The organism is Prevotella sp. P5-108 (genome assembly GCF_002251385.1).
In the GTDB taxonomy this organism is placed as follows: domain Bacteria; phylum Bacteroidota; class Bacteroidia; order Bacteroidales; family Bacteroidaceae; genus Prevotella.
On record NZ_NPJJ01000020.1, the window covers coordinates 1 to 22,418 of the forward strand.

22 protein-coding genes and 1 tRNA gene are annotated in these 22,418 nt (G+C 54.2%); 17 read left to right on the forward strand and 6 right to left on the reverse strand.

All coding sequences use genetic code 11. The annotated features are described in order from the left end of the window. Positions 1-343: 343 nt before the first annotated feature. Together CIK95_RS03485 and CIK95_RS03490 are read left to right on the forward strand one after the other, a co-directional pair. Positions 344-745 carry a hypothetical protein gene (locus tag CIK95_RS03485; protein WP_144007708.1) on the forward strand — a complete coding sequence of 134 codons (402 nt, stop codon included), beginning with the start codon at positions 344-346 and terminating at the stop codon, positions 743-745. Then, on the forward strand, positions 729-1,235 hold the full coding sequence (locus CIK95_RS03490; protein WP_144007709.1) for a hypothetical protein: 507 nt from the start codon (positions 729-731) through the stop codon (positions 1,233-1,235). Before CIK95_RS03485 ends, CIK95_RS03490 begins: the two co-directional genes overlap by 17 nt. Positions 1,236-1,637: 402 nt before the next feature. On the opposite strand, the gene CIK95_RS03500 is transcribed toward CIK95_RS03490, so the two are convergent. Then, a tRNA-Gln gene (locus CIK95_RS03500) sits at positions 1,638-1,708 on the reverse strand. 179 nt (positions 1,709-1,887) lie between these two features. Between CIK95_RS03500 and rsfS the strand changes: the two genes are divergently transcribed. The 4 genes from rsfS to rsmA are packed head-to-tail and all read left to right on the forward strand — an operon-like array spanning position 1,888 to position 6,017. Beyond that, on the forward strand, positions 1,888-2,247 hold the full coding sequence (gene rsfS / locus CIK95_RS03505) for a ribosome silencing factor (RefSeq protein ID WP_094384699.1): 360 nt from the start codon (positions 1,888-1,890) through the stop codon (positions 2,245-2,247). Positions 2,248-2,284: 37 nt separating this feature from the next. After that, on the forward strand, positions 2,285-4,354 hold the full coding sequence (gene ftsH, locus CIK95_RS03510) for an ATP-dependent zinc metalloprotease FtsH (RefSeq protein ID WP_094389070.1): 2,070 nt from the start codon (positions 2,285-2,287) through the stop codon (positions 4,352-4,354). Positions 4,355-4,358: 4 nt separating this feature from the next. Beyond that, complete coding sequence (locus tag CIK95_RS03515; RefSeq protein WP_094389069.1) at positions 4,359-5,222, forward strand: phosphatidate cytidylyltransferase; 864 nt, start codon at positions 4,359-4,361, stop codon at positions 5,220-5,222. Between the two features lie 3 nt (positions 5,223-5,225). Then, the gene (gene rsmA, locus CIK95_RS03520) at positions 5,226-6,017 is read left to right on the forward strand and encodes a 16S rRNA (adenine(1518)-N(6)/adenine(1519)-N(6))-dimethyltransferase RsmA (RefSeq protein WP_022309830.1); all 792 of its coding nucleotides are present in this window, start codon (positions 5,226-5,228) and stop codon (positions 6,015-6,017) included. On the opposite strand, the gene CIK95_RS03525 is transcribed toward rsmA, so the two are convergent. Next, a complete protein-coding gene (locus tag CIK95_RS03525) occupies positions 6,018-6,425 on the reverse strand; it encodes a hypothetical protein (protein ID WP_022309829.1) in 408 nt (135 codons plus the stop codon). 888 nt (positions 6,426-7,313) lie between these two features. On the opposite strand from CIK95_RS03525, the gene glpA reads away from it, so the two are divergent. The 10 genes from glpA (at position 7,314) to CIK95_RS13555 (ending at position 16,631) form a co-directional block, all read left to right on the forward strand. Then, entirely contained in the window at positions 7,314-8,852 is a 1,539-nt protein-coding gene (gene glpA, locus CIK95_RS03535; RefSeq protein WP_371327092.1) for an anaerobic glycerol-3-phosphate dehydrogenase subunit A, read from the forward strand. 23 nt (positions 8,853-8,875) lie between these two features. Beyond that, the gene (locus tag CIK95_RS03540; protein WP_094466282.1) at positions 8,876-9,778 is read left to right on the forward strand and encodes an anaerobic glycerol-3-phosphate dehydrogenase subunit B; all 903 of its coding nucleotides are present in this window, start codon (positions 8,876-8,878) and stop codon (positions 9,776-9,778) included. 6 nt (positions 9,779-9,784) lie between these two features. Beyond that, positions 9,785-11,014, forward strand: coding sequence for an anaerobic glycerol-3-phosphate dehydrogenase subunit GlpC (gene glpC, locus CIK95_RS03545; RefSeq protein ID WP_094466283.1), 1,230 nt, complete (start codon positions 9,785-9,787; stop codon positions 11,012-11,014). 12 nt (positions 11,015-11,026) lie between these two features. Next, positions 11,027-12,376 carry a sn-glycerol-1-phosphate dehydrogenase gene (locus tag CIK95_RS03550; protein ID WP_094466284.1) on the forward strand — a complete coding sequence of 450 codons (1,350 nt, stop codon included), beginning with the start codon at positions 11,027-11,029 and terminating at the stop codon, positions 12,374-12,376. Positions 12,377-12,411: 35 nt separating this feature from the next. Next, entirely contained in the window at positions 12,412-13,743 is a 1,332-nt protein-coding gene (locus tag CIK95_RS03555; RefSeq protein ID WP_094466285.1) for an MFS transporter, read from the forward strand. A gap of 3 nt (positions 13,744-13,746) precedes the next feature. After that, entirely contained in the window at positions 13,747-14,562 is an 816-nt protein-coding gene (locus tag CIK95_RS03560) for an HAD-IIA family hydrolase (RefSeq protein WP_094389063.1), read from the forward strand. Next, the gene (locus tag CIK95_RS03565) at positions 14,559-15,683 is read left to right on the forward strand and encodes a hypothetical protein (protein WP_094384678.1); all 1,125 of its coding nucleotides are present in this window, start codon (positions 14,559-14,561) and stop codon (positions 15,681-15,683) included. Before CIK95_RS03560 ends, CIK95_RS03565 begins: the two co-directional genes overlap by 4 nt. Positions 15,684-15,753: 70 nt before the next feature. Beyond that, on the forward strand, positions 15,754-15,960 hold the full coding sequence (locus tag CIK95_RS03570; RefSeq protein WP_094466286.1) for a hypothetical protein: 207 nt from the start codon (positions 15,754-15,756) through the stop codon (positions 15,958-15,960). A 203-nt stretch (positions 15,961-16,163) separates the two neighbouring features. Further along, a complete protein-coding gene (locus CIK95_RS13075) occupies positions 16,164-16,328 on the forward strand; it encodes a hypothetical protein (RefSeq protein WP_158215072.1) in 165 nt (54 codons plus the stop codon). A gap of 66 nt (positions 16,329-16,394) precedes the next feature. Continuing rightward, positions 16,395-16,631, forward strand: a complete 237-nt coding sequence (locus CIK95_RS13555) for a helix-turn-helix transcriptional regulator (RefSeq protein ID WP_256387337.1) — start codon at positions 16,395-16,397, stop codon at positions 16,629-16,631. A gap of 54 nt (positions 16,632-16,685) precedes the next feature. Here the strand turns inward: CIK95_RS13555 and CIK95_RS03580 are convergent, their stop codons facing one another. The 3 genes from CIK95_RS03580 to CIK95_RS03595 all read right to left on the reverse strand — a co-directional run bounded on the left by CIK95_RS03580 (position 16,686) and on the right by CIK95_RS03595 (position 20,993). Beyond that, the gene (locus CIK95_RS03580; RefSeq protein WP_094466287.1) at positions 16,686-17,423 is read right to left on the reverse strand and encodes an arginase family protein; all 738 of its coding nucleotides are present in this window, start codon (positions 17,421-17,423) and stop codon (positions 16,686-16,688) included. Between the two features lie 241 nt (positions 17,424-17,664). Further along, positions 17,665-20,004 (reverse strand): glycoside hydrolase family 3 protein, encoded by a 2,340-nt coding sequence (locus tag CIK95_RS03585; protein WP_094466288.1) that lies wholly within the window; start codon positions 20,002-20,004, stop codon positions 17,665-17,667. Positions 20,005-20,555: 551 nt separating this feature from the next. After that, complete coding sequence (locus CIK95_RS03595) at positions 20,556-20,993, reverse strand: Hsp20/alpha crystallin family protein (RefSeq protein ID WP_094389057.1); 438 nt, start codon at positions 20,991-20,993, stop codon at positions 20,556-20,558. Positions 20,994-21,164: 171 nt separating this feature from the next. Between CIK95_RS03595 and CIK95_RS12725 the strand changes: the two genes are divergently transcribed. Beyond that, complete coding sequence (locus CIK95_RS12725) at positions 21,165-21,392, forward strand: hypothetical protein (RefSeq protein WP_144007711.1); 228 nt, start codon at positions 21,165-21,167, stop codon at positions 21,390-21,392. On the opposite strand, the gene CIK95_RS03600 is transcribed toward CIK95_RS12725, so the two are convergent. After that, entirely contained in the window at positions 21,377-22,393 is a 1,017-nt protein-coding gene (locus CIK95_RS03600) for a BT_3987 domain-containing protein (protein ID WP_094384662.1), read from the reverse strand. The two genes, CIK95_RS12725 and CIK95_RS03600, sit on opposite strands and share 16 nt — an antisense overlap. Positions 22,394-22,418 lie beyond the last annotated feature (25 nt).

Genomic DNA, 22,418 nt, shown 5'->3' on the forward strand with positions numbered 1-22,418 from the left:
GATAGATCCTTTCTAATTACAGTTCGAGGGAAGATATGGTGTTCAAACAGGCGATTTATCCATGTTTAACCCAAATCGATCATTAGAACTTACTTGGATTTTGCTTTTAGAAGAGTGGATTTTGTTTGGGGTTAAAATGCGCGGAACAGGGGGCATACACGAAGATGGCCATATACTTGACCACATCGGGACTCGAGCAGGCTGCATCATACGATTTTCTCCCCCAGCCATCACTTTCCTGCCGATTTCCTTTGCGCGTGTGTACATTATTATTATATTTGCAATGTAAACATCTTAACCCCAGTCCATGCGCCGCCAGATTGTCATAATGCTGTTGGGGCTCATGACCACACTGAGCCTCTCTGCTTTCGCCATTGCCGGAAGCAGGGGGAATGACCACGCCACCCAACCCTACAAATACATAGGCAAAGAGCTCGACCGCACCCACGGCCTGGACTGGTTACATAAGGGAGGAGTGACTACACGAGAAGATTTTTTAGTGAATAATAAAGAGGTTATATCCGAGTTCAATATTTATATAACAGGAAATTCAAATGAAACATTAATCGGCAAAAACGGAAAGAAGATAGAAGATGGACCAGAATTAATTTTAGGACATGATTTTTTTGCCCATGTATTTCCTGTACTTTTTGGAAGTATAACTGGGAATGGCATTAAAAATGAGAATATTTTACGTCGAGAATTAGGAAAGGAAGAAAGGAAAGAAGATGAACACCCAGAGTAAATGTTTTGCAATAGTAATTTGTTGGTTGCTTTGCACGCCAGCACTAAGTAATTTGCAGACTATAGAGAATAGGAAATGCGAAATAACCAATGTTATATGGACAAAAGGCATGGATGTCGTAATAGAAAGAATGCCAAATGGCAGACAAAAAAAAACAACATATTATGTGGGAAATGGATGTTTCCCGACATTTATACTTTCCAATATTTTTATTGGAAAGTTTTGGAAGGAATCATGCCAGGATGAAGAGCCTATATTTTTTAAGTGGCATCACATTCCACCAGATTCTCTTTATATAGATGGAAAGGGGGATGCATCTTTCCCGAAAGGCAAATACAGATACAAACTGGTTCCCAAAAATAAGAAACAACACTATACTTATTTGTATTTGTATTCCAACCCATTTAACTATACTATATATATCACAAACGACTCCATTTTTAATCAGACACCAATATTCTCTTTACAAAGCCGGCAGCAGGGTCTATGACAACGGCGTGCTCAGCCGCCTGCTCTTCGACGGGGGATATGTGTCCTTCAGGGACTCCGTCCCCACATACCACTATTACATCAGGGACTACTTAGGCAACAACCGCATAGTGGCCGACGCCCACGGAAACGTGGAGGAGGTGAACCACTACTACCCATGGCGCGCTCATGGGCGACAGCCGCAACACCGGCCTGCAGCCCTACAAGTACATAGGAAAGGAGCTGGACCTCACTCACGGCCTGGACTGGTACGCCCACGGTGCCCGCCACTACGCCCCGTGCCCCCCTATCCCGCTTCTGAACTTCAGGCTCGCCAGACCACGCCACCGATGCACTCACGCTGACCAAAAATAAGGAAATGGAGATAAAAGAAAAAGTCAAGTCTTCCGACTTGACTTCTCTGTTGGGATACCCGGACTCGAACCAGGAAAGGCAGGACCAGAATCTGCAGTGTTACCATTACACCATATCCCAATTTGTTTCGAGCAATTGCCTCTTGCTCATTTGCGATTGCAAAGGTAGTGCTTTTTTTTCATACCCCAAAACTTTTTGCGCTTTTTTTCATAAAAAATTTCATTTTAGCGGTACTTTATACCATTATTCGGAGAATTAGGGTTAACTTTGCAGTATAAATCAAATTAGAAGACAACTGAATGACAACAACAAACAAATTGGTTGAGACCATTACTGAAGGTATACAGGAAAAGAAAGGTAAAAACATCGTGATAGCCGACCTCAGCGGCATCGACGGCGCCATCGCTCAATACTTCATCATCTGTCAGGGCAATTCACCCGCACAGGTAGAGGCTATAGCCGAGTCGGTGGGAGACATGGTGCGCGAGCGCATGGGCGAGAAGCCCGTAGGCGTGGTGGGTCTTGAGACCGACCAGTGGGTGGCTATCGACTTTGTCGATGCTTTGGTACATATCTTTCTGCCCGAGGTACGCGAGTTCTACGACCTTGAGCACCTCTGGGAAGATGCCCATCTTACCCGCATCCCCGACCTTGACTGATATATACACCTTATTATATATATAATATATAGCTATCATGAACAATTTCAATCCCAAAGATAAGCGACCCAACGACCAGCAACCCAAGATGCCCAAGTTCAACATGAACTGGCTCTACATATCGGTGCTTATCTTTATCGCCGTCATCGCCTTTAGCGGCGGAGGCAACCTGTTGGGCGTACAGGGCGTAAGCCAGGAGGCTACATACACCAAGTTCAAAGAATACGTAAGCAAGGGTTACGCCAGCAGGATTATCATCAACAACCAGGAGCACGAACTCAAGATGTATGTCAAGCCCCAAGCCCTCAAAGCCGTCTTCAACCAGCCGGCAGAGAAACTGGGCAAAGACCCATACGTCAAAGTCAACTATGGTTCGGTAGACAAGATAGAAGACTTCCTCTTGACAGCCCAGAAGAGCGGCAAGCTCAAGGACTATGACTACGAGAGACCCAATGAGAACACCCTGCTCAACCTGCTCTACAACTTCGGTCCCTTCCTGCTGCTCATCTTCGTATGGTTCTTCTTCATGAACCGCATGAACAGTGGCGGAGCCGGCGGCGGCGTATTCAATGTCGGCAAGAGCAAAGCCAAACTCTACGAGAAAGCCGGCGAGATGGGCGTCACATTCAAGGATGTGGCTGGTCAGGAAGGCGCCAAGCAAGAGGTGGAAGAAATCGTGGAGTTCCTGAAAAACCCAGAGAAGTTTACCGAGCTCGGAGGTAAAATCCCCAAGGGAGCGCTGCTTATCGGCCCTCCCGGAACCGGTAAGACGCTGCTGGCCAAAGCCGTGGCAGGCGAGGCCGACGTGCCCTTCTTCTCGATGAGCGGTTCCGACTTTGTCGAGATGTTTGTCGGCGTGGGAGCCAGCCGCGTGCGCGACGTATTCCGTCAGGCCAAGGAGAAGGCACCCTGCATCATCTTCATCGACGAGATCGACGCCGTAGGACGAGCCCGCAGCAAGAGCCCCGCCACCGGCGGCAACGACGAGCGAGAGAACACCCTCAACGCCCTGCTCACCGAGATGGACGGCTTCGGCACCAACTCGGGTGTCATCGTGCTTGCTGCCACCAACCGAGTAGACATGCTCGACAAGGCACTGCTCCGTGCAGGCCGTTTCGACCGTCAGATACACGTAGACCTGCCCGACCTGGCTGAGCGAAAGGCCATTTTCAATGTCCACCTGCGCCCGCTGAAGAAGGACGATACCGTAGACGTAGACTTCCTTGCCCGCCATACCCCTGGATTTTCCGGAGCCGACATCGCCAATGTCTGCAACGAGGCTGCCCTCATCGCCGCCCGGCACAACAGCACCCATGTGGGCAAGCAGGACTTCCTCAACGCCGTAGACCGCATCATCGGCGGTCTGGAGAAGAAGACCAAGGTTATGACCGCCGACGAGAAGCGCGCCATAGCCATCCACGAGGCCGGCCACGCCACCATCTCGTGGTTCTGCCAGTACGCCGACCCTCTGCTCAAGGTCACCATCGTACCCCGCGGCCAGGCCCTGGGCGCCGCATGGTATCTGCCCGAAGAGCGCGTCATCACCACCAAGGAGGAGATGCTCGACGAGATGTGCGCCCTGCTCGGAGGCCGCGCCGCAGAAGAGCTCTTCCGCGGTTCCATCTCCACTGGCGCCATGAACGACCTGGAGCGCGCCACCAAGAGTGCCTATGGCATGGTGGCTTATGCCGGTATGAGCGAAGCATTGCCCAATATCTGTTATTACAACAACCAGGAGTACCAGTTCCAGCGCCCCTACTCTGAGACCACAGCCAAGCTGATGGACGAGGAAGTGCTCAAGATGATAAACACCCAGTACGAGCGCGCCAAAAAACTGCTCAACGAGCACGCCGAGGGTCACCGCCAGCTGGCAGAGCTGCTCTTCCAGAAGGAGGTAATCTTCGCCGAAGATGTAGAGAAAATCTTCGGCAAGCGCCCATGGGTGAGCCGTTCCGAAGAAATCATCGAGGCCAACGAGGCCAATGCCCCCAAGCTCGAAGACATGCCCGAGGCGGTGAAGCAGGCCCAGGCCGAGCACGAGCGTGCCAAGGCTGAAGCCGAAGCCAACCACGACAACAAAGAAAATCAAGATAAAGAGGAGGAGTAAGACTATGAGTCCAAAAATGAAGAATTTTATCGTCCGCGCCATCACTGGCGCCCTGTTTGTTGCCATCATGGTCGCCGGACTTCTGGACCCCACCGCCATGATAGGGCTCTTCGCCCTCATCACAGGCCTTGCCCTGTGGGAATATACAGGTTTGGTCAACAACATTGAGAATGTCTGCATCAACCGGTTCATCTCTACCGTGGCAGGCGTCTATCTCTTTGTCGCCATCGCCGGCATCAACAGCGGCATCATCCAGACCAATGCCGTCTTTGTGCCCTATCTGCTCACGGTGGTCTATCTCTTTATCAGCGAGCTCTACACCCGCAACGCCAATGCCGTCAACGACTGGGCCTACACCATGCTCGGCCAGATGTATATCGCCCTGCCCCTGGCGTGCATCAATGTGCTGGCCTTCCGCCAGCAGCCCGACGGCACCATCTCCTTCTACTTCCTGCTGCCCCTGTCGGTCTACATCTTCCTGTGGGTCAACGACACCGGCGCCTACCTCAGCGGCTCACTCTTGGGACGCCACAAGCTCTTCCCCCGCATCAGCCCCGGCAAGTCGTGGGAAGGCTCCATCGGCGGCGGACTGTTGGTGCTCGTCGTAGCAGCCCTGCTCGGATGGTGGGAGAACAGCCACGAGTGTCTCTCCGGCCTCTCTGTCATCGAGTGGATGGGCCTCGGACTGGTAGTGGTATTCTTCGGCACCTGGGGCGACCTCGTCGAGAGTCTCTTCAAGCGCACCCTGGGCATCAAGGACAGCGGCAGCATCCTGCCGGGCCATGGTGGCATGCTCGACCGTTTTGACTCGTCGCTTATGGCCATCCCCGCATCTGTCATCTATATCTATTCACTCACCTTACTCTAAAAGATGAAGCAAGTAAAACCCAAGAAGAACTTAGGCCAGCACTTCCTGATAGATTTGGGCATAGCTCGGCGTATAGCCGACACGGTAGATGCCTGCCCCGACCTGCCCGTGCTCGAGATAGGACCCGGCATGGGCGTGCTCACCCAGTATCTGGTAGAGAAGCCACGCCCCGTCAAGGCCATCGAGATTGACCGCGAGTCGGTGGTATACCTCCACGACCGTTTCCCCAAGCTCCAGGACAACATCATCGGCGACGACTTCCTGCGCATGGACCTCACCACCATCTTCGACGGCCAGCCCTTTGTGCTCACGGGCAACTACCCCTACGACATATCCTCACAGATATTCTTCAAGATGCTCGACAACAAGGAGCTCATTCCCTGCTGCACCGGCATGATACAGCGCGAGGTGGCGCTGCGCATGGCGGCACAGCCCGGCAACAAGACCTACGGCATATTGTCGGTACTCATACAGGCATGGTACAATGTGGAATATCTCTTCACTGTAGATGAAGACGTGTTCAACCCACCGCCAAAGGTGAAGAGTGCGGTGATAAGAATGACGCGCAACGACGTGACCGCACTGGGCTGCGACGAGCGTCTCTTCAAGCGTCTGGTCAAGACGGTGTTCAACCAGCGCCGCAAGATGCTTCGCGTGAGCATCAAACAGATGTTCGGGGCGCAGAAGCCAGCAGACGAGTTCTTCACCCAGCCTATCATGACCCGACGCCCCGAACAGCTTGCTATCTCCGAGTTTGTCGACTTGACCAACCAGATAGCCCCCTACATGGGATAATCAATCAGTTTTTACAATTTTATACGAGACATTGCCTTTGCGGATGATATACACTCCCTTGGGCAATGTCTTTATCGTTTGCAGCGAGCCCAACCGCTTGCCATCGATGGCATACACGGCGGTAGAGGCGGCATCGTCGGTGCCCAGCTCGGGCATGGTGATGCCGTTGGCCGTATTGCCAAAGGAGAAGGAGCTCACCAGCGACTCGGCATAGCTTTTCACAACTTTTTCGCCTTTCTGCAGCACCACGGTGTTGCCCTTGAAGACGATGCGGTTTATGTCTGTGCCTATCTTGTAACTCACCTCACTGTTCACACCGTCGTTGAGGCGGAAGGTGAGCATCGAGTCTTCGGCCCATATGGTACAGCTGCAGCAGAGGGCCAGCAGAGATAAAACTGTCTTTTTCATCTTGATGTTTGTTTAGGTTGCAAATATAGGCAAAATTAGCGAATAAAAGCGACTTGCCCATGATTATTTCAGATTTTGTAAAGATTTCTGGCGATTTTCTTGTTGTTTCAGAACAAAAGCAGTATCTTTGAGGCGACTAAGAGGACGGAAACCGGCAGGACGAGCGAGTTTGTCAGGTCCGTCCAGACCAAAGTTTAAAGTGTATAACATAGTTAACAACGGTCCAAGTCTGTATTACGTGTCAGCGATGAGATGTCTGCAGATGCTAATTGGACTATGATATTTGCAAGCCTCCGAGATGTGATATCTCTGAGGCTTTTTTGTTTGCCTGCGGTGCTCCCCTGCCCTCGCCGCCGCCATCGCCAATACCGCGGAGTGCATCAACAAATTGGTTTCAGGGTTTGATTTATCGGTTGCAAGCCTTGCCATAACTATTGCAGAGCCTGCAACCGTCATTTCACGCCACAAACTGCATTTTCCGAGCATCTCTGGCTGGATGGTGGTCATTCACTGCGAGGCGAGGGACATCACCTGCGAGATGGTGGTCATTCCCTGCGAGGCGAGGGGCATCACCTGCGAGGCGAGGATCATTCCCTGCGAGACGAGGGGCATCACCTGCGAGGCGAGGGGCATCACCGCTCCCGGCGCCCTACCCTATGGCCCGCTATAGGCTGACTGCGGGGCTGACTATCAACCCTAAATGCTGGTAAATCACATAGAATAATGACACAAAAACAAGAAAAGGCGGGTTTTTCACGCAAAGGAAGGAAATAATTATTACATTTGCGATTGACTAATGTCAATCCCGTCAAGTTAACCGCGACGCCCGCCCTCACGCCGTTCTCCCAGGCTGCGACCGGGGGCATATAACTTACCACAATGAAAGATATGAAACTTAAAGACCATTACGATGTGATTATCATTGGTGGAGGCATCACAGGCGCAGGCACTGCCCGCGACTGTAGCATGCGTGGCCTGCGCGTACTGCTCGTCGAGCGCCACGACTTCACCCACGGCGCCACCGGCCGCAACCACGGTCTGCTGCACAGTGGTGCCCGCTATGCCGTCACCGACCAGGAGAGCGCTACCGAGTGTATCGTGGAGAACAAGATACTGCGACGCATTGCGCCCCACTGCGTGGAAGAGCACGACGGACTCTTCATCACGCTGCCCGAAGACGACCTGGCTTACCAGCAGCTCTTCGTCGACAGCTGTCTGCGTGCCGGCATCCGCGCCGAGATTATCGACCCCAAGCTGGCGCTCAAGCGCGAGCCCTCTGTCAACCCCGACCTGATAGGCGCTGTGGTGGTGCCCGACGGCAGCATCGACCCCTTCCTGCTCACGATGAGCAATGTGCTCGACGCCCGTCGTCATGGTGCCGACATGCTTACCTATCACGAAGCCTCAAGCCTCATCATACGCAACGGAAGGGTCGAAGGAGTAAACCTGCGCAACACCATAACCGGTGAGCGCATGGAGGCCCACGCCACCATCACCATCAATGCCGCCGGCATCTGGGGCATGGAGATAGCGCGCATGGCTGGGGTGACGGTCAACATGTTTCCCGCCAAGGGCTCGCTGCTGGTCTTCGGCCACCGCGTCAACAATATGGTCATCAACCGCTGCCGCAAGCCTGCCAACGCCGACATACTCGTGCCGGGCGACGTCATCACCGTGATAGGCACCACCTCCGAGCGCGTGCCTATGGAGGAAGTCGAGAACATGAGGGTAACCCCCGAAGAGGTCGACGTGCTGCTCAAGGAGGGATGCAAACTGGCGCCCTCGCTGGCGTCAACGCGAATTTTGCGAGCCTATGCCGGAGTGAGGCCACTCGTGGCAAGCGACCACGACGCCACGGGTCGCAGCATAAGCCGAGGCATCGTGTGTCTGGACCACGAGGTGCGAGACGGACTGGCGGGCTTCATCACCATCACCGGCGGCAAGCTCATGACCTACCGACTCATGGCCGAGATGGCTACCGACAAGGTGTGCGAGAAGCTCAACATACAGCGTGAGTGCGAGACTGCCATCACGCCGCTGCCCAACCCCGAAATGCGCAGCGACAAGGCGTTCCGCCACCATGGAACCATGACTCCAGAGCCGCTGGTGTGCGAGTGTGAGGGCGTATCGCGCCGCGATGTAAAGCAGCTCATAGACGACCATCAGGTCACCAGCCTCTCCCAGCTGCGCCGACGCACCCGCCTGGGCATGGGCACCTGTCAGGGACAGCTCTGCGCCTATCGTGCCGAGCGCATGCTCGAAGAACTCTGCCACAAAACCAAGGCCCAGAGCCGTCAGGACGTGATGCGTTTTCTCAACGAGCGCTGGAAGGGTATGGCAGCCGTAGCCTGGGGCCCCACACTGAGCGAATGTCAGCTCATGGGCTACATCTACCAGTCTATCTTGGGTATTAGGAAAGAGAAATAACAACGACAAGCAATCAGAATAACGTGAAATTTGATACTATTATAATAGGTGGAGGTCTCAGCGGACTCACTTGCGGCATCAGCCTCGCCGAGGGTGGGCAGCATGTGGCTATCATCAGTCGCGGACAGAGCAGCATGTTCTTCAGCGACGGTTCGTTCGGTCTCCTGGGCTACGACAACGACGGCAACGAAGTGGCGCACCCCGCTGAGGCTATGGGCCAGTTGGCCGCCACGCATCCCTACACCAAGATGGGTGCCGAGCGCACCCTCTCGCTTGCCCGTCGGGCGCAGTCACTGCTCCAGGCAGCCGGCGTAGAGATGGACGGCAGCTGCGACGCCAACCACACGCGCGTCACCCAGTTTGGCACCGCCATGCCGGCATGGCTCACCTTCGTGGGCCACGACAAAGACGGCGAAGCCACCTTCCCCTTCATCTACGGCAGAAGCATCCAGACCACACTGCAAAAGCGGTTTGAACTCCTCGGCGGAACCTATCTGCTGGGCGACGAGATAGTGGCTGCCAAGGCGTGGAGCGCCGATGGCACGAGGCTCATAAGCGTAACATCGAAGCACCTGAACGCCGAGCCGCTCGAAGCCGACCACTTCGTGCTGGCGGCAGGCTCGTTCTACAGCGGTGGCATCATGGCCGACTATGAGCACGTGTTCGAGCCCGTGTTCGACCTCCGTGTCGACGCACTCGACGACCGCAGCCAGTGGGCACTCGACGATGCCTTCGACGAGCAGCCCTTCATGGAGTTTGGCGTGGCTACCGACGCCACATTCAGGGTCACCAAAGACGACAAGACCATCGACAATCTCTTTGCCATCGGCAGCATACTGAGCGGACACAACTCCATCAGCCTCGCCGACAAGGAAGGCGTGTCGATGACCACTGCCCTGCACGTGGCAGAGACCATAAAACAATAAAGAGCTATGAGTAAAGATATACAGTTATACCAGGTCAGCGAGAACGACCTGGAGAAGTGTCTGAAATGTTCCATCTGCAACGCGTACTGCCCGGTGAGCGGCGTCACGCTCAAGTTTCCCGGCCCCAAGTGGGCGGGGCCTGACGGCGAGCGCCACCGTCTGAAAGACGAGACCTGCTTTGACGAGAAGACCATGAAGATGTGCCTCAACTGCAAGCGTTGCGAGATTGTCTGTCCGCAAGGCGTCAAGGTGGGCGACATCATCCAGAGCGCCCGCATCAAGTACAGCCTGCAGGGCATAGGCATCAGAGAGTTTATGCTCGCCAATACCGACCTCGTAGGTACGCTCGCCACCCACTCCTTCGGACTCGCCAACCGCGTGGTCAACATGGGACTTACCAAGTGGATGCTCCACAAGATGGTGGGCATACACCAGGGCCGCACCTTCCCTGCCTACGCCTCGCACACGTTTGAGGCGTGGTACCGCCGTGAAGCCGCCAAAGGCCAGCAGAGCTTCGACCGCAAGGTGGCTTACTTCCATGGTTGCTATGTCAACTACAACTTCCCCGAACTGGGCAAGCACCTCGTGCGGGTGCTCAACGCCATGGGCTATGGCGTATCACTCATCAAGGGAGAGCAGTGCTGCGGTCTGCCAGCCATAGCCAACGGCATGAGCGAGAAGGCGCGCGCCAACGGCCGCCACAACATAGCCGCCATGGAGCGGGCACTACGCGACGCCGAGTGCATCGTCACCACCTCGTCGTCGTGCACCTTCACCATGCGCAGCGAGTATGAGAGTCTGCTCAGACTCGACAACAGCAGCGTGGCAGAGAGCATCAACCTCGCCACCAAGTTTATCTACCAGCAACTCAAATCGGGCGCCGCCCAACTGCGTTTCAAGCCCGACTTCAAGCTGCGCGTGGCTTACCACTCGGCATGCCACATGGAGCGGTTGGGATGGACCATCTACAGCATCGAACTGCTGAAGATGATACCCGGCCTCGAGCTGGTCAAACTCGAAAGCCGCTGCTGTGGCATCGGTGGTACCTACGGCTTCAAGAAGGAGAATTACGATGTGTCGCAGTCTATCGGCGCCCCGCTCTTCAAGCAAATTGGCGAGGTAGACCCCGACGTGGTGGTCACCGACTGCGAGACCTGCAAGTGGCAGATAGAGATGAGCACACCCTACCGGGTAATGAACCCCATCTCAATCATCAACGACGCAATATTAGACTAAAACAAGACATATATGGAAAACAGAGTAACAATGGCATTGGACAATGCTACTACCACCAAGGCCCTGCAACTGGGATGTGGCGTGATAAGCACCGTGGGTGATATCTTCGCCCAGCAGTTTGCCGGCCGCAAGGCCATCATCGTCGCCGACAAGACCACATGGCACGTGGCTGGAGCCAAGGTAGCCGAAATCCTCGCCCGCGATGGCATCGCCACCTGCGAACCTTATATCTTCGACGAGCCAGAGATGCACGCCGAATGGAAATACATAGACCGCCTGGATGCCGTGCTGGCTCAGACCGACGCCGTGGCAATAGCCGTGGGCTCGGGCACCATCAACGACACCACCAAGCTCTGTTCGGCCCATCAGCAGCGACCCTACATGGTAGTGGCGACAGCCGCCTCGATGGACGGATATGTGGCGTCGGGCGCATCGATAACCAAGGACGGCAAGAAGCAGACCTTCGCCTGCCCCGCTCCCCAGGCTGTGGTGGCCGATGTCGACATCATAGCCGGCGCACCCGAAGCCATGACCGCCTCGGGCTACGGCGACCTCTTCGCCAAGGTTCCGGCTGGAGCCGACTGGATAGTGGCCGACGTGATAGGCAACGAGAAGATAGACCCGCTGTCGTGGAGCATCGTGCAGGACGGACTGCACAGCGCGCTCGCCGACCCCGAGGGTGCACGGCGTGGCGACAAGCACGCCATAGAGCAGCTCATAGAGGGCCTGTTGCTCGGCGGATTTGCCATGCAGGCCTACCCCAAGACCTCGAGGCCCGCCTCGGGTGCCGAACACCAAGTGAGCCACATGCTCAATATGGCCAATTTCACCATGGCCAACGGCAATATGCCATCGCATGGTTTCCAGGTGAGCATGGGTGTGCTGGTGTCGCTCTCGCTCTATGAGTATCTGCTCGAGATGGACATCGAGCATCTGGACATCGAAGCCTGTGTCGAGGCATGGCCCTCGCTCGAAGAGCAGGAGGCCCACACGCGCAACACCTTTGCTGGCTCGGGTCTGGAAGACTTCTGCGTGGGAGAGATACGTGCCAAATATGTAAGCCGCGACCAACTGCGCCAGGAGCTGACCGACATCCGCGACAACTGGAGCACACTGCGCGAGCGGCTGCAGCAGCAGCTGGTATCGGTGGCAGAGGCCAAACGCCGTCTGCAAATGGTGGGCGCGCCGACCGAGCCCGAAGATATCGACATCAGCCGCAGCTATCTCAAGGAAATCATCTACAAGTCGCAGTTTATACGCCGCCGCTACACCATCATGGATGTCGCCGTAAGGCTCAACCGCTATGAAGAGTGGCTCGATCGCCTCTTCTCAGAGCGCGGACTGTGGCCCATAGACCGCTAAGACCCAGACTATAACCCTATTAACTACTGACAGATATGACCAAGACATTCAAATACTGGCAATGGCGCACCATCTTCGCCACCATGATAGGCTATGCCATCTTCTACTTCGTGAGAAAGAACTTCTCGTTTGCCATCCCCGGACTCACCGCCGAATATGGCATCTCCAAGACCAGCTTCGGTATCATCATGACCCTGGTGACGGTGGTCTATGGTGCGTCGAGATTTCTCAACGGCTATCTCGCCGACCGCTTCAACGCCCGCTACCACATGGCGATAGGACTGCTGCTCTGTGCCGCAGCCAACTACGCCTTCGGTTTTGGCGCCGACCTGAGCTACCTCATCACCGGCGAAAGCTCGGGACCACAGTTTGTCAACACCATGGTGTTCATTTTCGGTCTGTTCCTGCTGCTGAACAACCTCTTCCAAGGCTCGGGATTCCCCCCGTGCAACCGCCTGCTCACCCACTGGATTCCCGCCAATGAACTGGCTACCAAGATGTCTATCTGGAACACCTCCCACTCGATAGGAGCCTCTATCGTGGCCATCCTCTGCGGCTACATCATGGCAACGATGGGCCATGGCGCGTGGAAGTGGTGCTTCTGGATACCCGCCACCATAGCCCTCGTGGGCGCGATAGGCATCTATGTCTTCCTGCGCGACACACCATCGTCGGTAGGACTGCCCGAGCTCCACACCATCAACAAGAAGGGCAAGGAGGGAGGCGCCGAGTACAAGGCGTTCCTGCGCAAGATGGTATTCCGCAACAAGTGGATATGGATACTGGCTATCGCCAACTTCATGGTCTACATCGTGCGCTTCGCTGTGCTCGACTGGGGTCCCACCTTCCTCAAGGAGGCTCGCGGCATGAGCCTTGCCAACGCCGGATGGACGGTAGCCATCTTTGAGATATTCGGCATCATCGGCATGATAGTCTCGGGCTGGCTCACCGACCACGTGTTCAAGGGCAAGGCCCATCGCACCTGCTTCTGGTTCATGGCGGGCGTGGCTGTGTTTATGACCATCTTCGTATCGCTGCCCACCGGCACATCGATGCCCGTGATGGTGGTAGTGCTCGCCATGGCAGGTTTCTTCATCTACGGCCCGCAGGCGCTGATAGGCATCGCCGCCTCTAACCAGGCCACCAACCGCGCCGCAGCCACCGCCAACGGACTCATCGGAATGTTTGGCTATGCCAGCGGCATCGTGAGCGGCATCGGCGTGGGTATGCTCGTCGACGCATGGGGTAACTGGGACTATGTATTCTATGGTATGATAGGTATCGCCGTGCTCTGCGTGGCTGTCTTCACGCTCATGTGGAACGCCAAGGCCGACGGCTATGCCGAAGAAGAAACCACTAAACAGTAAACTATGCAACTGGAAAAAATCAAGCATGTGGCGCTCGACATGGATGGCACCATCTATCTCGGCGACACGCTCTTTCCCTACACCATCGACTTCCTCGACAAGCTCAAGAGGATGGGTATAAGCTACTCGTTTCTGACCAACAACCCGTCGAAGTCGATAGAGGACTATCTGAAGAAGCTCGCACGCATGGGAATACATGCTACCGAGGAGGAGATATACAACACCACCGTGGCGACCATCGACTATATCAAGGCCCACTACCCCGAGGCGCGGCGCCTCTTCCTCTTGGGCACGCCCAGCATGATTTCCCAATTTGAGGCAGCCGGCTTCACATCCTGCGAGGACACCCCCGAAGACGTGCCGGATATCGTGGTGGCTGCCTTTGACATGACGCTCACCTACAAGAGGCTGTGCAGGGCGGCATGGTGGATAAGCAGGGGGCTGCCCTACATCGCCACAAACCCCGACCGGGTGTGCCCCACCAACGAGGAGACCGTGCTGGTAGACTGCGGCTCTATCTGCCGCTGCCTGGAGAGCGCCACCGGACGCAAGCCCGACATCACGCTGGGCAAGCCCGACCCCAATATGCTCATCGGAATACAGCAACAGCGCGGGCTCAAGCCCGAAGAGATACTCATGGTGGGCGACCGCATCTATACCGACATTGCGATGGCGTTCAATGCGGGCGCCATGGGTTGTCTGGTCCTCTCGGGCGAGACCACGATGGAGGTGGCGCAGGCAGCCGAACGCCAGCCCGACCTCATCGTAGACAGCATCGAGGTGCTCGGCAACATGTTACAACAAATCCACGACCGATGATGCGCAGACCTATATTGACTCTACTGCTCCTGGTGCTCTGCCTGGGCTGCGTGGCACAGGACTTCCCCAAGCGTATCTTCTCGGGGTATCAGGGCGACTTCCACGTTCAGGGCGCTGCCTATGACCGTCAGCGCCAGTGTGTGTACATGTCGTTTACCACCAAACTGATGAAATACGATCTCCAGGGCCGTCTCATCGCCAGCGTCAACGGACTCACGGGCCATCTGGGCTGCATCGGCATCAACCCCGATGACGGCAGACTCTACGGGTCGCTCGAGTACAAGCACGACGTGATAGGCACGGGCATCACGGGCAACCTGGGCGTGAAGAACGACGCCCGCACGGGCTTCTATGTGGCCATCTTCGACCTCGACAAGATAGACCGCATCGACATGAGCCCCGACGAGGTGATGACCACGGTGTATATCCCCGAAGTGGTGGCCGACTGCGAAGCCACCGTCGTCAACAACGGTCGCCAGGTGGCGCATCGCTACGGCGCATCGGGCATCGACGGCCTCACCTTTGCTCCGCAGTGGGGCAAGAGGTCAGGCCGCAACTACCTCTACCTGGGCTACGGTGTCTATGGTGACACCACGCGCACAGACAATGACTATCAGGTGTTGCTCTGCTATGATGTGCGCCAGTGGAGCAGGTATGCACGCAAGATAGACCCCACCCACATCCACGAGTCGGGTCCCGCGAAGCCGCGCGCCAAGTACTTTGTCTATACGGGCAACTCAGATTATGGCATCCAGAACCTGGAATACGACGCCTCGACGGGCTACATGTTCGCCGCGGTCTATCACGGCTACAAGAGCCAGTGGCCCCGCTATGAGATGTATGCCATCGACACGCGCGTCAAGCCTCACAAGGGTTGGCTGCGGGGTGTGGAGCCGAGAGAGAAGGCCCCTCTGCTCACCCTGGTGCATAGTGGCAAACCCTCAGCAGGCGGCGAGGTATGGGGATGGGAGCGTACGCGTGGCGCCACAGGCATGATAGCCCTCGGCAACGGCCTCTTCTATCTCTCCGAGAATGGTCTGGTGAAGACCAAGGGCAAAGGCAACTACACCAATCTGCGCCTCTATCGCTGGAGCGATGACAAAGGTTTTGTAAGACAATAGCGCGCTGCCAAGGCAGACAGCGGCCACAACCAACGGCCCGACGGACAGCTCCGTCGGGCCGTTGTTGGCTATGCTTGTGCTTATTTGCAGCGATGGCGTGACCACCGGTAGCGGTGACGAGGGTGGCAAGAAGCGGCAGGGAGGACGGCAAGAGAGTAAGGGTAGCAACCTCAAGCAGCCTTGCATCACGCACCACGAGTTCCGCAAGGTGCATCAAGTCATTGCAAACCATACGGATAGCAAGGCTATCCATGGTCATTGCCGGCTCGTATCATAAGGCACGAGTCCACGTATCAAACGGCACGAAAGCTCGTATCATACGACACGTGCACACGTAACATACGTCACGTGCCAGCCGAGTGGACTGCGGTGGAAGTCGAGGTGAAACCGGCAGCGGCGCAAGGGCACACTACTGCGCGAAAAGGTAACGTATAGCATGTAGCCGTAGACATTACACACAGCAGGAGAATGGAATGAATTATGAAGAGGAATACTATCAAGTCGAGAATAACTCCTTCGGCTAAGCGCAACACCTACAGCGTTGCTATCCTTTTCTGTATCAATACCCAGGGTTGGGAAATCGCAACTCCTACAGAGTTGCCGGGGGTGCGTACCATCCCACGACGGGCACCCCTTAATGCTTAGTGTCGCTGTCCGCTAAAAGTCTTTTGAGCATAAAGAATCAGGGCGGGATTCCTCGCATGGAATTCAGTGCTATCAGTTGCCTTGCTTCTTGAAATTCAATTCCAATATCTTTTCGACTATCGTATGCGCTTAGCTGTACTTTATCTACTCGATTCTGATATGACCATCAACGACATCGCCATAAAACTGGGCTACGACTACCAAAGCTACTTCTACACAGCCTTTAAGCGAAAATATGGCGTAAGTCCTATTGAATATAGAGCCATGCAGCATGCTCAAGATGCAAAACATGAGGATGTTTAGCGCGGACGTAAAGGAAAGGAATGTTATTCTGTTTCAGCCTTCGGTTAATATCATCTACATCAGTTCCTCGTTGGCTCTGTTGTTTACCGACGCATCCTTTACCTCAGAAAGATAGTCGAGTGTGGCAGAACATTCGCCTGTTATGTCTACGCCGATTACCTTCTCGTGGGCATATATGATGCGCAGCACGGCTTGGAGTTGCATGAGAGTCATGTCTCCATTACTCCAATCGGTAATGGCATCTTGCTTTCTAAGCACGTCCTTGTCTATGGAAATGTAGACAGGCTCATGTATCAACTTGCCTGCCTTTGAGGGCCATGCTTGATGATGGTCTATTTCTGCTTGGCTGTAGAACATCACTTTCTTCCTTAGATGCGCCGGCACCTGGGATATCAATTCGTCAGAAGCACCAACGATAATGATATTCCTTACAAAAGAATTCTTCTCCAATACATCCGTAACCCAACCGCCACATGAAACAACACCCTTCCATTGTGGCTGCTGCATGTCAGGATGGTGGTCAAGCACAATCAAAGAGAACGGCTCTTGTAGTTTGGAAACCCAATATTCTGTAAGATAATGATAGTCGCCCGAATCAATAAAGTGAAGCGCCTTTGCAGGATACGGAGCAAGCAGCTGGCGCAGCTCTTTCCTTCCATCCTCATCACAATAGCAGTCTACGCCATTAAGTTCACGACAGTCAACGTGGACAATCTCCTGACTTGAGGCAAACGACTCGTAATCGTATACATCAGAGAAATTGAGGAGTATAATAGGCAGTTTCTTTTTCATAAACGCAAGAATTTTGGCAACAGTATTGCTATTGGCACAAATGACCTATAAACAGCAGTCGGTAATGGCCGCATCGTTCGTATGTCATTAAGCAAATGGAGCACAAGTCTAAACCTGTGCTCCTTATCAATTTTTTCGTAATATCCAACATGCCTGTCATTACCTGTATGACAGCACGATTCATATTCATTATAATACCATTGGCATCTGCGCCTTCGGTATTTCTCCCTTTCCCGTGAGTTTATATCTTCGTGGGTGCGGACTTGATGATGGGCTTCTTGATGGTGATGGTTGCGCTGGTGCGGATATCCTCTACCGACGCCCCTATCTCCAGGGTGTATTTGCCGGCATCGGTTACCCATGCCATGCGCTTCTCGTTGAACGAGGCGAGGTCAGCCAGGGGGATTGACATTTCCACGACCTCTGTCTCTCCGGCTTTGAGCAGTCGGGTCTTGGCAAAGGCTTTCAGCTCGCGGCTGGGTTTCTCCATCGCGCCCTTGGGAGCGTTGACGTAGAGCTGTACCACCTCTTTGCCATCTACGCTGCCCACATTGGTCACCGGCACGCTGACGATATAGCGGCCCTTGACAAGGCGCACCTGTGGCTTGTCATATTTGAAAGAGGTGTATGACAGACCGTAGCCGAAGGGATAAGCCACGGCCTTCTTCTGCGTATTGAAATAGCGGTAGCCCACATAGATATCTTCCTCATAGTTGGTGTAGCCCAGGTCTTTCTTGGCGAGCACCACCGAGTCGGGGCGCAGCAGTTCGTCCCAGTTGAACTTGTAGTGCAGGGGGAAGTTCTTGGCAGATGGGTAGTCGAAGTAGTCGAGCGCAAAGGTCATCGGCAGTCTGCCCGAAGGACATACCTTGCCCGTGAGCACATCGGCCACAGCATTGCCGCCCTCTTCGCCGGGCTGCCAAGCCATGACGATGGCATCGACCTTGTCGCGCCATGACGCCACATCGATGACGCCACCCACGTTGAGCACTACAATCACAGGCTTCTTCTGCGCGTGGAAAGCCTTGCTAACCTGGTCTATCAGCGTCAGCTCAGCCTTGGTGAGCAGATAGTCGCCCTCCTTGTAGTCGCGGTCTTCGGCCTCGCCCGAGTTGCGGGCGATGGTGATGATGGCCTTAGTGCAGTCCTTGGCACGATAGCCGATGAAGGCGCTGTTGATGGCAGGCTCCTCGGGCTCACGCATACCGAAGAACCAGTTGCGGAAGGTGGGCGTATTCTGCTCGTCGAGCAGCAGATACTGGTTGTCCATATAGTGGGTGTAATAGGTATCGAGCGTAGAGTTGAGGTTTACCTTGCTGTTGTGCAGTCCCTCGACGAGGGTCACGGTGTAGGGCTTGTAGACATCAGCGGCGCCGCGTCCGTTGGCATAAAACTTATACGCGCCAAGTCCGAAGAGCGCCACCTGGTCGTCTTCCACGAGGGGCAGAGGGCGCGCCTTGGTCACCGCCTGCTTGGCAGCATCACCAGTGATGAGGGCAGGCTCGCTGTTCTTGAGCAGCACCACGCCCTCGGTGGCAGCCTCGCGTGCCAGCACGGCGTGGGCTTTGAGGTCGGGAGCGAAGGTGGCTTCGATGCCACGGTAGTGGGGTGTGCGCATGATGTATCGCAGCACACGCCGCACATTGTTGTTGATTTCAGCCATCGTCAGCGTACCTTTCTTCACGCAGTCCAGGATATCCTGCACCTGCTGCGGAGTACCACCCATGAGCAGGTCGTTGCCGGCATGTACCTGTGCGCGGGTGTCGCGTGCCTCCACCCAGTCGGTCATCACGATGCCGTTGAAGCGCCATTCCTTGCGCAGCAGGTCGGTGAGCAACTTGTGGCTGTACTGGGTGTGCAGGCCATTGATACGGTTGTATGACGACATCACAGCCCAAGGCTTAGCCTCGCGGATGGCTATCTCGAAGCCGCGGAGGTAGATTTCGCGGAGGGCGCGCTGCGACACACGGGCGTCGTTGAACATGCGCATCGTCTGCTGCGAGTTGGCGGCAAAGTGCTTGATGGTGGCGCCCACGCCCATAGACTGCAGACCCTTGGTGGCAGCCGCTGCCATATAGCCAGACAGCAACGGGTCTTCAGAGTAGTACTCGAAGTTGCGGCCGTTGAGCGGGTTGCGATGTACATTGAGACTCGGAGCCAACAGGATGTCGCCACCGTAGGCAAGCAGTTCGTCGCCCATTGTGGCACCCACGCGCTTTACCAGGTCGGTGTTCCATGTTGCAGCCAGCAGCGTAGCCACTGGGAAGCCGGTAGAATAGTAGGCTTTGCCGTCGCCTCTTACCAGCGTGTCCATGCGCACACCCGTGGCTCCATCCATCATGATGGTGTGGGTTATGCCCAGGCGGGGTATGGCGTAGGTGGTGCCGGCTCCGTTGGCGATGATATCCATGCCTTCAGCCGACTTGACTCCCACCAGCAGATGGGCTTTCTCTTCAAGGGTCATCGCTTTGACAATCTGGTCGATGGGCGCTTTGCCCAACTGGGGCAAGGGTTTTTGGGCGGTCATCGTCAGGCTACACGACGCCACGGCAAATAGTAGGAATATTCTTAATAATTTCATGATAATAATGATTTTCTGCAAAATTAATATAATTTCATTAGACTTCCACGCTTTTAGGGCAAAAAGTGTGAAGGTGGGCGTAAAAAAATGGATTGAGGGGCTGGTTATCGTTGGATGAATGAAAACACAAAAAGCCGTGGCGGTGGCTGTCGTGGTGTGAGTTATCTGCTGTGGTTGCACTGGCATTTAGTTGGTGCGGATAACGCCTTCGGCTAAGCGCAACTTCGATAGAGTTGCTACTGCTTACACAAACCATCTGCGAGTTACGCCTACGGCTAAGCGCAACTCCTACAGCGTTGTCGAGATGCACTCCATCCACTATGAACCAACCATACATGGCCTTAGTGAGAAGCTCCATCCCTACCTTACCCAAGGGAAAGAAGCTCGAGCCAACCGCCTCAAACACAGCAGGAATAAGATCCATCCCCTTGAGGAGGTCTGGGGAGGTGCGTCTGCTTTGGGGAGGGGCTTTGGGATAGACACAAAAAAAGGGCAGACTGTTTCTCATTACTGAGAGCAGCCTGCCCCATACTTTACTATTCACCTAATGCTTATTTGACTTCTATATGCTTAACGTCTTCCTTTTCCTCTTTCTTCTCGACCTTTGGCAGAACTACCTTGAGCACACCGTCGGCTACGTTGGCCTCAATCTTATCGGCATTTACGTTGTCTGGAAGAGCATAACTCTGACGATAGCTGGTGTAAGAGAACTCGCGGCGCAGATAGTGTTCCTTCTTGTTCTCGTCCTTCTGCTCATTCTTGTTCTCGATAGAGAGGGTAAGATAGCCGTCTTTGTCGATACTCATGTTGACTTGCTCCTTCTTCAGGCCTGGAACAGCGACTTCCATAACATACTGCTTGTTGTCTTCCTTAACGTTGACAGCCGGAGCTGTGGTTGTGGTCTGTGCCATTACGGGTGTATTGAAGAAATTGTCATCAAACCAATTGTTCAACCAATCAAAATCATTGTTTCTACGAACTAACAACATAATTATTACCTCCTAATTGTATTTTATATTCTTCTTTTATCTTGCCGGTGTGGGTCTCGTCAACCTTGCGATTGCCTTCGGCCTTCCGGCTTTCACTGATAGTTTTGCAAGTTACATACCAACGGCAAAGAAGTGACAATTTGTCAGTGCGACGGGGCGATTGTGGCAGCAATGTTGAAAATAATTGGCTTTTACTGCCATAATCGTGACAACAGCAAGGCATTATGGCATCATGGCAAAGATGGCGGTGATGGAGGTAAAGACAATGAGAGCGACAGGCATCGCTATGCTCAGGACAAAAAAAATGAAGGCCGCAACTATTCCCATAGTCGCGGCCCCCGGATTGTTGTTTTTAAACCAACGCTATATTATGAAACAACAAATTATTTGAACATATAGAGTTCTCCTACACATGTCTGGTTGTACTCTTCGCCAAAGAAGTAACCATAGTAGCAAGTGTAAGGAATGAACTTTACATACTTACATGTAATTGCTGAGTAGAAGTTGATGCAAACAACACCATCTGTATAACCAGTTTCCAAAGCTCCACCAGTCTGAGATGTCCAGTTCTGACCATCGTTACTGGTAAAGATTTCAAGGGTATAAGGACCGTAAGGTGCGTCATAACCATACTGGTAAGCAACACCAATCAGAGGCTGGGGAGTTTTGAACTCACAGTAAATTGGCTCTGGACCAGCATACATATCTGCCCATGTGCTGGTGTATGTATCCATGAGCTTTTCAGTATAGTCTTCTTCCTGGAAGGTGTAGGTCAGATCAGCTGCAGTAAGCTTGGTCTTGGTCAACAGATCGTCGCTGAAGCCCTTGAAGTTGGTTACCTTCTTGTCCAACAATGTATAATAAGCATTGTGGTCCTTACCCACAGCAACCTTAGAAGCAGACTTGACGTCAGTAATCTTGATGGCTGCAATAGCTTTGCCAGAAACGTTTCTGATGGCTTCGCTGTCAGTTACTTTGAACTTGACAGGCTCAGCAGATACATTCTTGCCAGCAGGGATGGTAACAGTATTGTTCTCAATAGCCATACAGCCAGGAGCAAGAGCACTGTTCTTGTCAGCACCATAAGCAGCGGCGCCAGCAGCGGCAGCCTCTGTATCCTCAGCCACAGTAACGACTACGTCATTCTCTACAGGAGTAGTAATACGTACATAGAACTCGTATGTATCCTCGGGTACAACAAATCCTGCAGGAGTCTGAACTACAGTTGCCTGTGTTGCATTGGCAGGTGCAGATACCTCATTGATATATACCTTGGGATCATTGCTTGTCTGCTCCTCGGGGTGAAGGAGCGAGCCCACCTCGGGCTCACCCTGACATGCCGTGAAGAGGGGCAATGCGGCTATCAGCGCAACGGCTGATTTAATTATCATTGATTTCATAATCTTCTTACGTTTTTACAGTTTA

Excerpts from the sequence above, each read along its gene's own strand:
- CIK95_RS03560 (WP_094389063.1), top strand. The coding sequence starts at position 13,747 with ATGCAACTGGAAAAAATCAAGCATGTGGCGCTCGACATGGATGGCACC.
- CIK95_RS03600 (WP_094384662.1), bottom strand. The coding sequence starts at position 22,393 with ATGAAATCAATGATAATTAAATCAGCCGTTGCGCTGATAGCCGCATTG.
- glpA (WP_371327092.1), top strand. The coding sequence starts at position 7,314 with ATGAAACTTAAAGACCATTACGATGTGATTATCATTGGTGGAGGCATC.
- CIK95_RS03485 (WP_144007708.1), top strand. The coding sequence starts at position 344 with ATGACCACACTGAGCCTCTCTGCTTTCGCCATTGCCGGAAGCAGGGGG.
- ftsH (WP_094389070.1), top strand. The coding sequence starts at position 2,285 with ATGAACAATTTCAATCCCAAAGATAAGCGACCCAACGACCAGCAACCC.
- CIK95_RS03525 (WP_022309829.1), bottom strand. The coding sequence starts at position 6,425 with ATGAAAAAGACAGTTTTATCTCTGCTGGCCCTCTGCTGCAGCTGTACC.
- CIK95_RS13075 (WP_158215072.1), top strand. The coding sequence starts at position 16,164 with ATGAAGAGGAATACTATCAAGTCGAGAATAACTCCTTCGGCTAAGCGC.
- rsfS (WP_094384699.1), top strand. The coding sequence starts at position 1,888 with ATGACAACAACAAACAAATTGGTTGAGACCATTACTGAAGGTATACAG.
- CIK95_RS03565 (WP_094384678.1), top strand. The coding sequence starts at position 14,559 with ATGATGCGCAGACCTATATTGACTCTACTGCTCCTGGTGCTCTGCCTG.
- CIK95_RS03580 (WP_094466287.1), bottom strand. The coding sequence starts at position 17,423 with ATGAAAAAGAAACTGCCTATTATACTCCTCAATTTCTCTGATGTATAC.
- CIK95_RS03550 (WP_094466284.1), top strand. The coding sequence starts at position 11,027 with ATGGAAAACAGAGTAACAATGGCATTGGACAATGCTACTACCACCAAG.
- CIK95_RS12725 (WP_144007711.1), top strand. The coding sequence starts at position 21,165 with ATGTTGAAAATAATTGGCTTTTACTGCCATAATCGTGACAACAGCAAG.
- CIK95_RS03595 (WP_094389057.1), bottom strand. The coding sequence starts at position 20,993 with ATGTTGTTAGTTCGTAGAAACAATGATTTTGATTGGTTGAACAATTGG.
- CIK95_RS03515 (WP_094389069.1), top strand. The coding sequence starts at position 4,359 with ATGAGTCCAAAAATGAAGAATTTTATCGTCCGCGCCATCACTGGCGCC.
- CIK95_RS03585 (WP_094466288.1), bottom strand. The coding sequence starts at position 20,004 with ATGAAATTATTAAGAATATTCCTACTATTTGCCGTGGCGTCGTGTAGC.
- CIK95_RS03570 (WP_094466286.1), top strand. The coding sequence starts at position 15,754 with ATGCTTGTGCTTATTTGCAGCGATGGCGTGACCACCGGTAGCGGTGAC.
- CIK95_RS03555 (WP_094466285.1), top strand. The coding sequence starts at position 12,412 with ATGACCAAGACATTCAAATACTGGCAATGGCGCACCATCTTCGCCACC.
- CIK95_RS03490 (WP_144007709.1), top strand. The coding sequence starts at position 729 with ATGAACACCCAGAGTAAATGTTTTGCAATAGTAATTTGTTGGTTGCTT.
- glpC (WP_094466283.1), top strand. The coding sequence starts at position 9,785 with ATGAGTAAAGATATACAGTTATACCAGGTCAGCGAGAACGACCTGGAG.
- rsmA (WP_022309830.1), top strand. The coding sequence starts at position 5,226 with ATGAAGCAAGTAAAACCCAAGAAGAACTTAGGCCAGCACTTCCTGATA.